The organism is Paracoccus sp. (in: a-proteobacteria) (assembly GCF_030604785.1).
Classification (GTDB): domain Bacteria; phylum Pseudomonadota; class Alphaproteobacteria; order Rhodobacterales; family Rhodobacteraceae; genus Paracoccus.
In genome coordinates this window covers 23,004-36,694 of record NZ_JAUVVF010000036.1, presented here as the reverse complement: position 1 = coordinate 36,694, position 13,691 = coordinate 23,004, and the positions used below count along the sequence as shown (strand labels likewise).

The 13,691-nt window shown below is 70.1% G+C and carries 15 protein-coding genes and 1 pseudogene; 8 read left to right on the top strand and 8 right to left on the bottom strand.

All coding sequences use genetic code 11. The features are described 5' to 3' along the window. Positions 1 to 442: pseudogene (locus tag QAR72_RS12080) on the bottom strand (hypothetical protein); the annotation flags it as partial. A gap of 179 nt (positions 443 to 621) precedes the next feature. Between QAR72_RS12080 and QAR72_RS12075 the strand changes: the two are divergent. The 7 genes from QAR72_RS12075 (at position 622) to lexA (ending at position 6,154) form a co-directional block, all read left to right on the top strand. Continuing rightward, positions 622 to 1,212, top strand: a complete 591-nt coding sequence (locus QAR72_RS12075; protein ID WP_304617629.1) for an anthranilate synthase component II — start codon at positions 622 to 624, stop codon at positions 1,210 to 1,212. Beyond that, on the top strand, positions 1,209 to 2,228 hold the full coding sequence (gene trpD, locus QAR72_RS12070) for an anthranilate phosphoribosyltransferase (RefSeq protein WP_304617628.1): 1,020 nt from the start codon (positions 1,209 to 1,211) through the stop codon (positions 2,226 to 2,228). The genes QAR72_RS12075 and trpD overlap by 4 nt, the downstream gene beginning before the upstream one ends. Beyond that, the gene (locus tag QAR72_RS12065; protein WP_304617627.1) at positions 2,225 to 2,863 is read left to right on the top strand and encodes a uracil-DNA glycosylase; all 639 of its coding nucleotides are present in this window, start codon (positions 2,225 to 2,227) and stop codon (positions 2,861 to 2,863) included. Before trpD ends, QAR72_RS12065 begins: the two co-directional genes overlap by 4 nt. A 44-nt stretch (positions 2,864 to 2,907) precedes the next feature. Then, positions 2,908 to 3,699 carry an indole-3-glycerol phosphate synthase TrpC gene (trpC, locus tag QAR72_RS12060; protein WP_304617626.1) on the top strand — a complete coding sequence of 264 codons (792 nt, stop codon included), beginning with the start codon at positions 2,908 to 2,910 and terminating at the stop codon, positions 3,697 to 3,699. Beyond that, a complete protein-coding gene (moaC, locus tag QAR72_RS12055) occupies positions 3,696 to 4,169 on the top strand; it encodes a cyclic pyranopterin monophosphate synthase MoaC (protein WP_304617625.1) in 474 nt (157 codons plus the stop codon). Before trpC ends, moaC begins: the two co-directional genes overlap by 4 nt. Then, positions 4,166 to 5,344 (top strand): molybdopterin molybdotransferase MoeA, encoded by a 1,179-nt coding sequence (locus QAR72_RS12050; protein ID WP_304617624.1) that lies wholly within the window; start codon positions 4,166 to 4,168, stop codon positions 5,342 to 5,344. Before moaC ends, QAR72_RS12050 begins: the two co-directional genes overlap by 4 nt. Positions 5,345 to 5,440: 96 nt before the next feature. Further along, positions 5,441 to 6,154 carry a transcriptional repressor LexA gene (gene lexA / locus QAR72_RS12045; RefSeq protein WP_304617623.1) on the top strand — a complete coding sequence of 238 codons (714 nt, stop codon included), beginning with the start codon at positions 5,441 to 5,443 and terminating at the stop codon, positions 6,152 to 6,154. 18 nt (positions 6,155 to 6,172) lie between these two features. Here the strand turns inward: lexA and hemC are convergent, their stop codons facing one another. Then, positions 6,173 to 7,114 (bottom strand): hydroxymethylbilane synthase, encoded by a 942-nt coding sequence (gene hemC / locus QAR72_RS12040; protein WP_304617622.1) that lies wholly within the window; start codon positions 7,112 to 7,114, stop codon positions 6,173 to 6,175. A 74-nt stretch (positions 7,115 to 7,188) separates the two neighbouring features. Here hemC and hemE point away from each other — a divergent pair, with 74 nt between their 5' ends. Beyond that, positions 7,189 to 8,217, top strand: coding sequence for a uroporphyrinogen decarboxylase (gene hemE / locus QAR72_RS12035; RefSeq protein WP_304617621.1), 1,029 nt, complete (start codon positions 7,189 to 7,191; stop codon positions 8,215 to 8,217). Here the strand turns inward: hemE and QAR72_RS12030 are convergent, their stop codons facing one another. The 6 genes from QAR72_RS12030 to QAR72_RS12005 all read right to left on the bottom strand — a co-directional run bounded on the left by QAR72_RS12030 (position 8,218) and on the right by QAR72_RS12005 (position 13,658). Next, entirely contained in the window at positions 8,218 to 9,150 is a 933-nt protein-coding gene (locus tag QAR72_RS12030; protein WP_304617620.1) for an SPOR domain-containing protein, read from the bottom strand. Between the two features lie 66 nt (positions 9,151 to 9,216). Beyond that, positions 9,217 to 9,846, bottom strand: coding sequence for a uracil phosphoribosyltransferase (upp, locus tag QAR72_RS12025; protein WP_304617619.1), 630 nt, complete (start codon positions 9,844 to 9,846; stop codon positions 9,217 to 9,219). Next, entirely contained in the window at positions 9,846 to 10,826 is a 981-nt protein-coding gene (locus tag QAR72_RS12020; protein ID WP_304617631.1) for an adenosine deaminase, read from the bottom strand. The genes upp and QAR72_RS12020 overlap by 1 nt, the downstream gene beginning before the upstream one ends. Next, the gene (locus QAR72_RS12015) at positions 10,814 to 11,989 is read right to left on the bottom strand and encodes a phosphopentomutase (protein ID WP_304617618.1); all 1,176 of its coding nucleotides are present in this window, start codon (positions 11,987 to 11,989) and stop codon (positions 10,814 to 10,816) included. The genes QAR72_RS12020 and QAR72_RS12015 overlap by 13 nt, the downstream gene beginning before the upstream one ends. Beyond that, a complete protein-coding gene (locus QAR72_RS12010; protein WP_304617617.1) occupies positions 11,986 to 13,269 on the bottom strand; it encodes a thymidine phosphorylase in 1,284 nt (427 codons plus the stop codon). Before QAR72_RS12010 ends, QAR72_RS12015 begins: the two co-directional genes overlap by 4 nt. After that, the gene (locus QAR72_RS12005) at positions 13,266 to 13,658 is read right to left on the bottom strand and encodes a cytidine deaminase (protein ID WP_304617616.1); all 393 of its coding nucleotides are present in this window, start codon (positions 13,656 to 13,658) and stop codon (positions 13,266 to 13,268) included. Before QAR72_RS12005 ends, QAR72_RS12010 begins: the two co-directional genes overlap by 4 nt. Positions 13,659 to 13,691: the final 33 nt, after the last annotated feature.

The following is a 13,691-nucleotide window of genomic DNA, read 5'->3' as shown; positions in this document are numbered from 1 at the left end:
CGCCGGGCAGGTCCAGCGCGGGGCTGTCGGCCACAGGCAGGGGCTGGCCGCGCGAGGGCGCATCGGGATCGGGCGCGGTCTCGGGCGGCTCGTTGCCACCGGTCGCGGCGACCGGCGCGGGCTCTGCGGCCGGGGGGGCGATGGCGGGCGCAGGCGCAGGCAAGGCCGCCGTGCCGCTGACGGGCGCGGGCAGACGCGGTGGCAGATCGCCCGACCGGCCGAATTCGGACCCGACCGGCAGATCCAGCGTCCCGAGGGCTGGACCGCCCTCGGAAGGTGCGGGTTCAGGCACGGCGGGCTGCGTCTCGGGCGCGGTCGGCAGCGGGTCGGAAAGCACATCCGCAGGCGGCTCGGGCAGCGGCAGAACCAGCGAACCCGCCACGATCAGCACCGCAGCCGCACCCGCGCCATGGATCACCCCACGAAAGAACCCGCCTGCCATCTGCCCTTCTTCCCGCGCCGAATCGCTCTGCCTCAACGCTGCCTGTCCCTGCCGCCGAAGGGGCAAGGTGAATGCCGCTCTTGACCCTTGGTCGCGCTTTGGCCCATCTATAGCCGACGCTTTCGCGGGGGGAAACCGCCCCCATGCCAAGGCCCCGAACTGCCTGAGACGGGTGCATCATGATCCTTCTGATCGACAATTACGACAGCTTCACCTGGAACCTCGTCCATTACATGGGCGAAGCCGGGGCCGAGGTCATGGTGCGCCGCAACGACCAGATCACCGTGGACGAGGCGCTGGACATGGCGCCCGAGGGCATCGTGATCTCGCCCGGCCCCTGCGATCCCGCGCAGGCGGGGATCTGCCTCGACCTGATCCGGGCGGCGGCGGAACGCGCCGTGCCCCTGTTCGGCGTCTGCCTGGGCCACCAGGCCATCGGCGAGGCCTTCGGCGGCCATGTCGTGCGCGCCAACCGCATCCTGCACGGCAAGGTCGATGCGATAAGCCATGACGGCACGGGGGTCTTCACCGGCCTGCCCTCGCCCCTGAACGCGACGCGCTATCATTCGCTGACCGTCCAGCCCGAGACGCTGCCCAATTGCCTTCGCGTCACCGCGACCTCGGATGACGGCACGATCATGGGCCTGATCCACGAGGCGCTGCCGATCGAGGGCGTGCAGTTCCACCCCGAATCCATCGCCTCGGAATACGGGCACGAGATGATCCGCAACTTCCTCGACCGCTGCGCGGCCCGCAAGGACGCCGCATGACCGACATCCGGCCCCTGATCGGCATTGCCGCCGAACGCGCCCTAACCGGCGCAGAGGCGACCGAGGCTTTTTCCGCGCTGTTCGACGGCGCCGCCACCCCTGCCCAGATCGGCGGCCTGCTGATGGCGCTGCGCGTGCGCGGCGAGACGGTCGAAGAGATCGCCGCCGCCGCAGGTGCGATGCGTGCGCGCATGAACCGGATCACTGCGCCTGATGGCGCGATGGACATCGTCGGCACGGGGGGCGACGGCAAGGGCACGCTGAACATCTCGACCGCGACGGCCTTTGTCGTGGCGGGGGCGGGCGTGCCGGTCGCCAAGCACGGCAACCGCAACCTGTCGTCGAAATCCGGCGCGGCGGATGCGCTGACGCAGATGGGGATCAACGTGATGGGCGGCCCGGCCGTGGCGCAGCAGGCGATCACGGGCGCGGGCATCTGCTTCATGATGGCGCCGATGCACCACCCCGCGATGCGCCATGTCGGCCCGCCCCGCGCGGAACTGGGCACCCGCACGATCTTCAACCTGCTGGGGCCGCTGACCAATCCGGCGGGCGTGCGCCGCCAGCTGACCGGCGCCTTCTCGACCGCCTGGCTGCGCCCGATGGCCGAGGTGCTGCGCGATCTGGGCAGCGATGCCGCCTGGCTGGTCCATGGCAGCGACGGCACCGACGAGATCACCATCGCGGGCGAAACCCGCGTCGTGGCGCTGAAGGATGGCCGGATCGAGGAATTCACCGTCACGCCCGAAGATGCGGGCCTTCCCCGCCACCCCTTCGAATCGATCATCGGCGGCGAGCCTGCCGAGAACGCGCGCGCCTTCCGCGCCCTGCTTGAGGGCGAGACCGGCGCCTATCGCGATGCGGTCCTGCTGAACGCGGCGGCGGCCCTGCTGATCGCGGGGCGCGTGCCCGACCTGCGCGAGGGGGCGGCGATGGCCGCGCAGTCGATCGACAGCGGCGCCGCCCGCGCCCGGCTGGCCACCTTGGCCGAGGTCACCGGCGCGCCCGAATCGTGACCCCGCCCGCTGCCTGGGCGCATCTGCCCTTTTTCCGCACCGAATGGCCCGCCATCAGCGACCGGCTGGCCGCCCTGCCCGATTTTCTGCCCGGACCCGAGCGCCTGTTCGCCGCGCTGGAGGCCACGCCGCCCGAAAAGGTGCGCGTCGTGATCCTGGGACAGGACCCCTATCCGACACCGGGCCATGCCAACGGGCTGGCCTTTTCGGTGGAACGCGGCGTGGCCTTGCCTCGGTCTCTGGCCAACATCTTCAAGGAGTTGCAAGCCGATCTGGGCGGCGTTCCCGCGAATGGCGATCTGTCCTTCTGGGCAGAACAGGGAGTCTTGCTGCTCAACACCTCGCTCAGCGTGCTGCCGGGTCAGGCGGGGGCGCATGCGGGCTGGGGCTGGGACCGGCTGGCCCGGCAGGCCGTGGCCGAGGCGCAGAAGCACGGTCCGCTGGCCTTCCTGATGTGGGGCAACCACGCGCAGAAGGCGCTGGCCGGCCTGCCGCGCGAGGGCGATCTGACCATCGCCAGCGCCCATCCCTCGCCGCTTTCGGCGCGACGGGGCTTTTTCGGCTCACGCCCCTTCAGCCGGATCAACGACTGGCTGGCCGCATCGGGTCGGGGCCGGATCGACTGGACCAGCTGATCCGCCCCCTTCCCCCGGACGGCCCGTGCGGCTAGAACCGGGGCATGAACATTCTCGACAAGATCAAGGCCTACAAGCTGGACGAGATCGCCGCCGCCCGCGCGGCCCGTCCGCTGGCCGACTTGGAGGCGCAGGCGCGCGCCGCCGATGCCCCGCGCGGCTTTGCCCGCGCCCTCGACCGCGCCGCAGAGACCGGCCCGGCGCTGATCGCCGAGATCAAGAAGGCCAGCCCCTCCAAGGGTCTGATCCGCCCCGATTTCGACCCCCCCGCCCTGGCCCGCGCCTATCAGGCGGGCGGGGCGGCCTGCCTGTCGGTGCTGACCGACGGCCCCAGCTTTCAGGGCGCCCCCGAATATCTGACCGCCGCCCGCGCGGCCTGCGACCTGCCCGCGCTGCGCAAGGATTTCCTTTATGACACCTATCAGGTGGCCGAGGCCCGCGCCTGGGGCGCCGATTGCATCCTGATCATCATGGCCTCGGTCGAGGATTCGCTGGCCCGCGATCTGGAGGACGCCGCGATCCATTGGGGCATGGATGTGCTGATCGAGGTGCATGACGCCGAGGAACTGGACCGCGCGCTGGCGCTGAAATCGCCGCTGATCGGGGTGAACAACCGCAACCTCAAGACCTTCGAGGTGACGCTGGACGTGACCCGTGATCTGGCGCCCCGCATCCCGGCCGACCGGCAGCTTGTCTGCGAAAGCGGCCTGTTCACGCCCGCCGATCTGGGCGCGATGATGCAGATCGGCGCCCGGCGCTTCCTGATCGGCGAAAGCCTGATGCGGCAGGCCGACGTGACCGCGGCCACCCGCGCCATCCTGGATGTCGCGGCATGAGCCTGACGCATTTCGACCAGTCGGGTCAGGCCCATATGGTTGACGTGTCGGCCAAGCCCGCCACGCTGCGCGAGGCCGTGGCCGAGGGGGTCGTTCGCATGACGCCCGAGACGCTGGCCCTTACCCAGGGGGGCGCGGCCAAGGGTGACGTGCTGGGGGTCGCGCGGCTGGCGGGGATCATGGGCGCGAAGCGCACCGCCGATCTGATCCCGCTCTGCCATCCGCTGCCCCTGTCCAAGGTCTCGCTGGAGCTGGACGCCGATCCGGCGCTGCCCGGCATCCGTGTGACGGCGACCGTCCGCACGACCGGCCCGACTGGCGTCGAGATGGAGGCGCTGACCGCCGTCACCACGGCCTGCCTGACCATCTACGACATGCTCAAGGCGGCTGAAAAAGGGATGGAGATCAGTGGGATAAGGCTGCTCTCCAAGACCGGCGGCAAGTCCGGACCCTACCGGGCCGAACCATGATCACCGTCGCCGAGGCCCTGGCCCGCGTCCTGGCACTGGCCCCCGCCCCGCGCGCCGAGACTGTCGCACTGGACGCGGCCTATGGGCGGGCGCTGCTGGACGCCCCGGCGACCGCCCTCACCCAGCCACCTTTTGACAGCGCGGCGATGGATGGCTACGCCCTGCGCGAGGCCGACCTGCCTGGCCCGCTCGAGATCATCGGAGAGGCCGCCGCAGGCCATCCCTGGCGCGGCACCCCGCGCCCCGGCACCGCGATCCGCATCTTTACCGGCGCGCCTGTCCCCGCCTTCTACGACCGCGTCGAGATGCAGGAGAACACGCAGCGCGACGGCGACCGGGTGACGGTCACAAGCCCTTCGGCCGGCCGCCATATCCGTCCGCGCGGCGGCGATTTTGCAGCCGGCCACCGTCTGGCGCCGGGGCGGCGGCTGTCGGCAGCGGATGTCGGGCTTCTTGCGGCGATGAACGTCCCGCACATCCGGGTCGCCCGGCAGCCGGTCGTCGCCATCCTGGCGACCGGCGACGAATTGGTGGCGCCCGGCGCTACACCCGGCGAGGGGCAGATCATCAGCTCGAACGATCTGGCAATCGCTGCCCTTGCCGCCGAGGCCGGCGGATTGCCGCGCGTTCTTCCCATCGCCCGCGATACGGCCGAAGACCTGCAGAGGGCCCTCGATGCCGCGCGCGGCGCCGATCTTCTGGTGACGATCGGCGGCGCGTCGGTCGGAGATCATGATCTGATCGGAAAGATCGCAGAAGATCAGGGCTTTGAGCGCGATTTCCACAAGATTTCGATGCGCCCGGGCAAACCGCTCCTGTCGGGCCGGCTGGCCGGAATGCCCTTGCTGGGACTGCCCGGAAATCCTGTCTCGGCAGTCACTTGCGGGATCCTGTTCATGCAGCCTCTGCTGCGCGCCATGCAAGGACTGATGCCCGGGCCCCGACGTCTGCGCGCCAGGCTTGCCCGCCCACTGCCCCCGGAGGGGCCCCGCGAACACTACCTGCGCGCGCGACTGATTCCGGGCGATGATCTGCCCCTAGCCGACCCGTTCGACAACCAGGATTCCGCGCTGCTGTCGGTCCTGTCCTCTGCCGATGCGCTGCTGATCCGCCCCGCAGGCGACGCCGCCCGCGAGGTGGGCGAAACCCTCGATTACATCCCGCTTGGTCCCTGACGATTAACGCTTTCTTCACCCTGATCTGCTCAGTTTGTTGACGAGATTCGCCTGTTCGTCTAGAACAATAACAGAACTTTTGGGGGATTGCGGGCCATGCTGACGAAGAAGCAGATCCAGTTGCTGGAATTCATACAGAAGCGCATGGGCCGCGACGGGGTGCCGCCCTCGTTCGACGAGATGAAGGACGCGCTGGACCTGCGCTCGAAATCCGGCATCCACCGGCTGGTGACCGCGCTCGAGGAACGCGGCTTCATCCGCCGCCTGCCCCACCGCGCCCGCGCGCTGGAAATCGTGCGGCTTCCCGACGCGCTGATGCCCCGAGACGAGCCTTCCGCCCCCGCGGCCGAGGGGTTCAGCCCGCGCGTCGTGCAGGGCAGCCGCTCTCTGCGGCCGCGCGGCGCGATGTCGGTGGTGGACAGTCCCGCGGTCGATCTGCCGCTGATGGGCCGCATCGCGGCCGGCGTCCCGATCGAGGCGATCAGCGAGGTCAGTCACCACGTCGCAGTGCCGGGCACCATGCTGACCGGCCGCGAACATCACTATGCGCTCGAGGTGACGGGCGATTCGATGATCGAGGCCGGGATCAATGACGGCGATGTCGTCGTGATCCGCGAACAGGACACCGCCGAGAATGGCGATATCGTGGTGGCGCTGGTCGACGGGCAGGAGGCGACGCTGAAACGCTATCGCCGCAAGGGCGCGATGATCGCGCTCGAGGCGGCGAACCCGGCCTATGAGACGCGCGTCCTGCCGCAGGACCGCGTCCGGGTTCAGGGCCGTCTGGTCGGTCTGATCCGCAGCTATTGAGGCTTGCGAGGGGCGCGCTCAGCCCCCGGCCAGAAAGCCCGGCCCCGCGCGCGACAGCAGCGCCCGCGCCAGATCGTCGCCCATCGCCACGCCCTCAGCCGCATCGCCTGCGCGACTATCGGCATGGACCTCGGTCCCGTCTGGCCGCAGGATCTCTCCGCGCAGGACCAGCCGGTCGCCCGACAATTCGGCCAGCGCGGCGATGGGGGTCTGGCAGGATCCGTCCAGACGCGCCAGGAAGGCTCGTTCGGCCAGAACGCGCAGCTCGGTGGGCGCGTCGTTGATGGGGGCAAGCAACGTCGCGGCGATCTCGTCGTCTCGCCGGCGCTCGACCCCGATCGCGCCCTGCGCCACGGCCGGCAGCATCTGCGACGGCTCCACCGGGCTGCGCGCGATCCCGGTCAGGCCCAGACGCGACAGCCCCGCCATCGCTAGGAAGGTGGCCACAGCCACGCCGTCCTGCAGCTTCTGAAGGCGCGTCTGCACATTGCCGCGAAACTCGACCAGCCGAAGATCCGGGCGGCGATGGGCCAGCTGCGCGCGCCGGCGCAGGCTGGACGATCCGACGATGGCGCCCTGCGGCAAGGCGTCGATCGAGGCGTGATGCGGCGAGATGAAGGCGTCCCGCACATCCTCGCGCGGCAGGAAGCAGTCGATCACCAGCCCCTCGGGCTGCAGGGTCGGCATGTCCTTCATCGAGTGGACGGCGATGTCGATCTCGCCCGACAGCATCGCCTCCTCGATCTCGCGGGTGAACAGCCCCTTGCCGCCGATCTCGCTGAGGGGACGGTCCAGGATCCGGTCGCCGGTGGTCTTGATGACCACGATCCGGAACGCCTCCTCGGGCAGGCCATGCGCTTCCATCAGGCGGTCGCGCGTCTCATGCGCCTGGGCCAGCGCCAGGGCCGAGCCGCGGGTTCCGATCCTGAGCGGGCGGGTGGGGTCAGGGAAGTGTGTCATGCCCCCCGCCATAGCCGCCCGCCCGCTGCTTGACAACGCCCCGTCCCTCGCTTTGAAGGGGCGGAGGAGGCGTCATGACCAAACTTCTGCTGCGTGCCCTGGCGGGCGAGACATTGCCGACCCCGCCGATCTGGATGATGCGTCAGGCCGGGCGCTACCTGCCGGAATACCGCGCGACCCGCGCCCAGGCGGGCGACTTCCTGTCGCTGTGCTACAATCCCGAACTGGCCGCCGAGGTGACGCTGCAACCCATACGGCGCTACGGTTTCGACGCGGCGATCCTGTTTGCCGACATCCTGCTTGTGCCCCAGGCGCTTGGCGCGGATCTGTGGTTCGTGACCGGCGAGGGGCCGCGGCTCAGCCAGATCCGCTCGGCCGCCGATCTGGACGCGCTGAAACCCGCCGAGGCGATCCACGAGACGCTGTCCCCGATCTACGAGACCGTCCGCATCCTGCGGCGCGAGCTTCCGGCCGAGACGACGCTGATCGGTTTCGCCGGCGCGCCCTGGACGGTCGCCACCTATATGGTGGCCGGTCGCGGCACGCCCGACCAGGCGCCGGCCCATGCGCTGAAGGATGCCGACCGCGGCAGCTTCGTGCGGTTGATCGACCTGATCACCGAGGCGACGATCGCCTATCTCTCGCGCCAGATCGAGGCGGGGGCCGAAGTCGTCAAGCTGTTCGACAGTTGGGCGGGCAGCCTGAAGGGTCAGGATTTCGACGATTTCGCGGTCGAGCCCGCACGGCGGATCATCGCCACCCTCAAGGCGCGCCATCCGGGCGTGCCCATCATCGCCTTCCCGCGCGAGGCCGGGCAGCGCTACATCGGCTTCGCCAAGGCGACCGGCGCGGATTGCGTCGCGCTGGACAATTCCGTGTCCGCCGAATGGGCTGCCAGCCATGTGCAGGCGGATGGCTGCGTTCAGGGCAATCTGGCGCCGCAGCAAATGGTGACGGGCGGCCCGGGACTGGTCGCCGAGGCGCAGCGGATCACCCGCGCCTTCCGGGGCGGCCCGCACATCTTCAACCTGGGCCACGGCATCACGCCGGATGCCGATCCCGACAATGTCGCGCGCATGATCGAGGCGGTCCGGACCGCCTGATCAGCGGGCGACGGCGCCCGGCCAGCCCTCGGCACGCAAGCGGTTCAGCGCGCCGATCAGGGCCTGCCGGTCGCCAAAAGGGCCGGCCATGATGACGACGGGCCGGTTCGCCTCGGCCCGCAGCCGGACGGCGGGCAGGCCCTTGGCGGCCAGAGCGCGGATCGCGCGGTCGGCCTCGTCCGGAAGGAACACACCGATCTGCACATAGCGCGCATGAGCCGGAATCATCTCGACGCCCGGGTTGGCAACCGGCCGCGACGGTTCGGCGCCTGCCTGCCGCGTCGGCGGCGATGCCGCGCGACCGCGAGACGGCGGGGCGGCGGCAGGGCGCGCCGGGGCCGGGTTCGCGCGGGTTGCGGGCGCGCGATCCTGCACCAGCACGGCGGGCGCGGGCGGGCGAAGGCCGGGGCAGAAGCCCGTCGGGTCCGGCACGCCCCCATCGACCGGCGGATCGCCATAGCCCAGGCGACGGCACAGATCAGCGGGCATGCCGGAGCCGGCATTGCGCTGCACGGCGGCGCGCTGCTGCAGGGAAAGGCTGACCGCGATCTGTTCTCCCAGGGCCGAGGGCGCGGCGGATGCCGGCGCCGGCTTTGGCACGGGTTCGGCCAGATCGGCCTGACGCAATTCCTCGGCCAGTCGCTCGGCCAACAGGGCGGCGGGATCGGCCGGGGGTTCAGGCGCGTCATCGCGCAGCACATGAGTACTGTCGGGATCGAGGCGCCGCATCTCGATACTGGGCGGGAAGCCACAGAGCGGCTGGCCTCCACCGTCAAGGCGCGCCTGCCAGCCCGCATCGCTCCGCTGGAACACGCAGCCCTGCCCGTCGATATATTGCCGCCCCGCGAAATCGCCGGGCGGCGGCGGGACCGGGGCGGCCTGCAAGGCCGAAGCGGCCAGCAGCAATGCCAAGAGAACCGGAACACGCATCATGGAACCACCTTGCCGCAAACTGCGACAAGGATTAGCGCAGGGGCGTGAACGCCCGGTTAACGGCCGCTATTTTGTGCCGAACATCCGGTCGCCCGCATCCCCCAGACCCGGCACGATATAGCCGTGATCGTCCAGCCGTTCGTCCAGCGCTGCGGTGAAGATCGGCACGTCGGGATGGGCGCCGCGCATCCGCGCCACGCCCTCGGGTGCGGCCAGAAGGCAAAGGAATCGCAGGTTTTTCGCGCCCCGCTCCTTCAGCATGTCGATGGCCGCGACCGAGGAATTGCCGGTCGCCAGCATCGGATCGACGACGATCGTCATGCGTGCATCCAGCTCGCGCGGGACCTTGCAGTAATATTCGACGGGCTTCAGCGTCTCGGGGTCGCGATAGAGGCCGACAAAGCCCACGCGCGCGCCGGGAATCAGCTCGAGGATGCCGTCGAGAAGTCCGTTGCCCGCCCGCAGGATCGAGATCAGAGCCAGCTTCTTTCCCTCGAGCGTGGGGGCGTCCATCTCGCAAAGCGGCGTCTCGATCCGGGTCGAGGTCAGTTCCAGCTCGCGCGTGACCTCATAGGCCAGAAGCAGGCTGATCTCGCGCAGAAGGCGGCGGAAACCGGCGGTGGACACGTCCTTCTGGCGCATGATCGACAGCTTGTGCTGCACCAGCGGGTGATCGACGACGGTGAGGTGCTGCATCAGGCAAAGTCCTTCATCAGGCGGTCGCGGGTGGCCTTGTCGCAGAAAGCGGCCTCCAGCGCCCAGAGATTGATCTGTCGGAACTCCGTATCGCCCCAGCCGAAGGTCGAGGCAAGCCGGTCGTATTCATCCCGCATCGTGGTGTGGAAGAAGGGCGGATCATCGGTCGAGACGGTGACGCGCAGCCCCGCATCGGCCAGCCGCGCGATGGGATGGGCGGCCCAGTCCGGCACGACCCCAAGCGCCACGTTCGAGCCGGGGCAGACCTCGAGCGTGACCTCGGCCTCGCGCAGGTCGCGCATCAGTTCGGCATCCTCGATCGCCTGCACGCCGTGGCCGATCCGCGTGCAGCCGAGCGCCAGCGCCTCGCGGATCGAGGCGGGCCCGCCCCATTCGCCCGCATGGCAGGTCAGGCCAAGCCCGGCCTCGCGCGCGCAGTCGTAGCTCCAGGCGAAATCGGTGGCCTTGTGCATCTGCTCGGCCCCGCCCATGCCGAAGCCCGTGACCCAGCCGGTCCAGTCGGCCGAAGCGGTCTCGGCGGCGCAGCGCGCGGTCAGGCGGGCGCGTTCGGGGCCGAAATGGCGGATGATCGTGACGATGCCGCGGCTTTCGATGCCTTGGGCGCGGGCCTTGTCGGCCACCTCGGTCATGGCGGCCAGATAATCGCGCCATGCAGACAGATCGCCGCCGCCGCAGAATTCGGGCGAGACGAAGAACTCGGTATAGATCACGCCCTCTTCGGCGCTGCGTTCCAGCACCTCGGCCAGCAGGCGGGCATAGTCGCGGGGGGTCTTCAGGACGGCCGTCGCGGCCTCGTAGCAGCGCAGGAAGCCCTCGAAGCCCTGATAGGCATAGGCGCCGCGTTCGTCGAAGACGCCGGTCAGGTCGGCGCCCTTTTCCTTGGCCAGCGCACGGATGAAATCGGGCGGCGCGGCGCCTTCAAGATGCAGGTGGATTTCGGTCTTCTTCATAGAAAGGATGTCCCATGTGCGGCAGCGGGCAGGCCCAGATGGGCCAGCACCGAGGCGCCGATATCGGAAAAGCCGACCAGCCCGGCTCCGCCCCGCCCCGCGCCATGCACCAGGACCGGCACGCGTTCGCGCGTGTGGTCGGTGCCGTGCCAGGACGGGTCGTTGCCGTGATCGGCGGTGAAGACGGCCAGATCGCCCGGCCGCAGGGTCGCCAGAAACCGGCCGGCCACCGTATCGAACCATTCCAGATGGGCCGCATAGCCCGGAATGTCGCGGCGATGGCCGAAGGCTGCGTCGAATTCGACGAAATTGGCGAAGGTCAAGCTGCCCGGCTCGGCTGTGCGGCCAAGGCGGATCAGGTGGTCGGCCAGTTCCGCATCCGAGCCCTTGTGCTGATGGGTGATGCCGCGATGGCTGAAGATGTCGCCGATCTTGCCCACCGCATGGGTGACGCGCCCTGCCCTGTGCGCGATGCCGAGGATCGTGTCGCCCGGCGGCGCGATGGCGAAATCGCGGCGGTTCGCGGTTCGCTGAAACGCGCCCGGCTGGCCACGGAAGGGGCGCGCGATCACGCGACCCACGCGCATCTCGTGCAGCATCGGCGCAACATCGCGGCAGAGTGCGATCAGCCGGTCGAGGCCAAAGGCTTCCTCATGCGCGGCGATCTGCAGCACGCTGTCGGCAGACGTGTAGCAGATCGGCCAGCCGGTCCGCAGATGCTCGGCGCCGAAGCGGTCGATGATCTCGGTCCCCGAGGCGTGGCAATCGCCCAGGATGCCCTCGGTCCCCGCCAGCGCCCGGATGCGGGCCGTGATCTCGGGCGGGAAGCTGGGCACGGTCTTGGGGAAATAATGCCACGGCCACGGCACCGGAACGCAGGCGATCTCCCAATGGCCCGACGGCGTGTCCTTGCCCTGCGAGATCTCGGTCGCGGCCGCCCAGAAGCCCGAGGGCCTTGCATCCAGCCCCGGCGCGTGTTCGCCCGAAGCCAGTTCCAGCGCCGCGCCCAGTCCGAGGCTGTCCAGAACCGGCATCCGCAGGGGATGCGCGGCGGCGATATGGGCCAGCGTGTTGGCGCCGGTATCGGGCAAGCCCTCGTTGAAGAACGAGGCCGCGTCGGGGGCGCCGCCGATGCCGACGCTGTCCATCACGATCAGAAAGGCGCGGTTCACGAGGCGACCCTCGCGCGGACCAGCGGGCCGGGATCGGCGGCCTCGCCCAGATGATAGGCGGCCGCGACGGCGGCGAAGGCGATGTCCGCGGCGGTCTCGTCGGCGGCATGGACCATGGCCAGCGGCCGGTCCGGGCCGACCGCCTCGCCCAGACGGGCCAGCGCATCAAGGCCCACGCGCGGATCGATCGCCTCGCCCGCCCGCACCCGCCCGCCACCAAGCGCCACGACCGCATGGCCAAGCGCGGCCACGTCGATCCGCGCGACATGGCCCGCAGGCGCGGTCACGGGGCGGATGACGGGGGCGCGCGCCAGATGAGCCTCGGGGCGCTCCAGCAGGTCGGCAGGACCACCCTGCGCGGCAACCATGCGGGCGAAACGCTCGGCGGCGGCGCCGCTGTCGAGCGTGCGCTTCAGCCCCTCGGGGTTCTGCCCGGCCAGTGCAAGCGCCTCGGCCGCAAGGGCCAGCGTCAGGTCGCGCAGCGCGCCCGGCTCGCCCTGCAGGACGCGGATCGCCTCGGCCACTTCCAGCGCGTTGCCGGCGCTGCGGGCCAGAGGCTGGTCCATGTCGGTGATCAGCGCGGCCGTGCGGCAGCCCGCGCCATTCGCCGTCTCGACCAGCGCATGGGCCAGCCTTTCGGCGCTGTCAGCCTTCTTGAGGATCGCGCCCGAGCCGGATTTCACGTCCAGAACCAGCGCATCCAGCCCCGCCGCCAGTTTCTTGGACAGGATCGAGGCGGTGATCAGGTCGATCGATTCCACCGTGCCCGATTCGTCGCGGATCGCGTAAAGCCGCCGGTCCGCGGGCGCGAATTCTCCGGTCGCCGCGACGATGGCGCAGCCGACCTGACGGGTGATGCGGCGCAAATCGGCCTCGGGCTGGTCGCAGACATAGCCGGGGATCGCCTCGAGCTTGTCCAGCGTGCCGCCGGTATGGCCCAGCCCCCGCCCCGAGATCATCGGCACGAAACAGCCCCGTGCCGCCAGCAGCGGCGCGAGGATCAGGCTGACCGTGTCGCCGATGCCGCCGGTCGAGTGCTTGTCCACGACAGGGCCGGACAGGTCCCATTGCAGCACATGCCCCGAATCGCGCATCGCCCGCGTCAGCGCCACCCGGCCCGGCACGCCAAGGCCCCGCGTCAGCACCGCCATCGCGAATGCCCCCGCCTGAGCATCGCTGACCGATCCATCGGCCAGCCCCTGCGCGATCAACGCCGCGCCCGGACCGTCAAGTCCGCGCCCGTCGCGCACCGCCGCAATCACCGGGCGCGGATCGGTCATGTGCGGTCCATGTGGCCGGCATCGAACCGGCCCGGCAGCAGACCGCCGATCGTGGTCTCCAGAAGCGTCCCGTCCGTCGTGGCCAGCGTCACCGGCACATCGGCGCGGCCGAATTCGGCCAGTTTCTGGCGGCAGCCGCCGCAGGGCGGCACGGGGCTGGGGCTGTCGGCGATCACGGCGACCTCGACCAGCTCTGTCTCGCCTGCGGCGACCATGGCGGCGATGGCCCCGGCCTCGGCGCAGGTGCCTTCGGGATAGGCCACGTTCTCGACATTGCAGCCCCGGTAGACCGCCCCCGAGGCCGCGCGGATCGCCGCGCCGACCTTGAAGCGGGAATAGGGGGCATAGGCGCGTTCGCGCACCTCGCGGGCAGCATCGACCAATGACATGTTCAAGCCTTTCATCCGTGTTCCCCGCAATTT

Excerpts from the sequence above, each read along its gene's own strand:
- hemE (WP_304617621.1), top strand. The coding sequence starts at position 7,189 with ATGACCAAACTTCTGCTGCGTGCCCTGGCGGGCGAGACATTGCCGACC.
- QAR72_RS12050 (WP_304617624.1), top strand. The coding sequence starts at position 4,166 with ATGATCACCGTCGCCGAGGCCCTGGCCCGCGTCCTGGCACTGGCCCCC.
- QAR72_RS12010 (WP_304617617.1), bottom strand. The coding sequence starts at position 13,269 with ATGACCGATCCGCGCCCGGTGATTGCGGCGGTGCGCGACGGGCGCGGA.
- hemC (WP_304617622.1), bottom strand. The coding sequence starts at position 7,114 with ATGACACACTTCCCTGACCCCACCCGCCCGCTCAGGATCGGAACCCGC.
- moaC (WP_304617625.1), top strand. The coding sequence starts at position 3,696 with ATGAGCCTGACGCATTTCGACCAGTCGGGTCAGGCCCATATGGTTGAC.
- upp (WP_304617619.1), bottom strand. The coding sequence starts at position 9,846 with ATGCAGCACCTCACCGTCGTCGATCACCCGCTGGTGCAGCACAAGCTG.
- QAR72_RS12030 (WP_304617620.1), bottom strand. The coding sequence starts at position 9,150 with ATGATGCGTGTTCCGGTTCTCTTGGCATTGCTGCTGGCCGCTTCGGCC.
- QAR72_RS12005 (WP_304617616.1), bottom strand. The coding sequence starts at position 13,658 with ATGTCATTGGTCGATGCTGCCCGCGAGGTGCGCGAACGCGCCTATGCC.
- trpD (WP_304617628.1), top strand. The coding sequence starts at position 1,209 with ATGACCGACATCCGGCCCCTGATCGGCATTGCCGCCGAACGCGCCCTA.
- trpC (WP_304617626.1), top strand. The coding sequence starts at position 2,908 with ATGAACATTCTCGACAAGATCAAGGCCTACAAGCTGGACGAGATCGCC.
- QAR72_RS12075 (WP_304617629.1), top strand. The coding sequence starts at position 622 with ATGATCCTTCTGATCGACAATTACGACAGCTTCACCTGGAACCTCGTC.
- lexA (WP_304617623.1), top strand. The coding sequence starts at position 5,441 with ATGCTGACGAAGAAGCAGATCCAGTTGCTGGAATTCATACAGAAGCGC.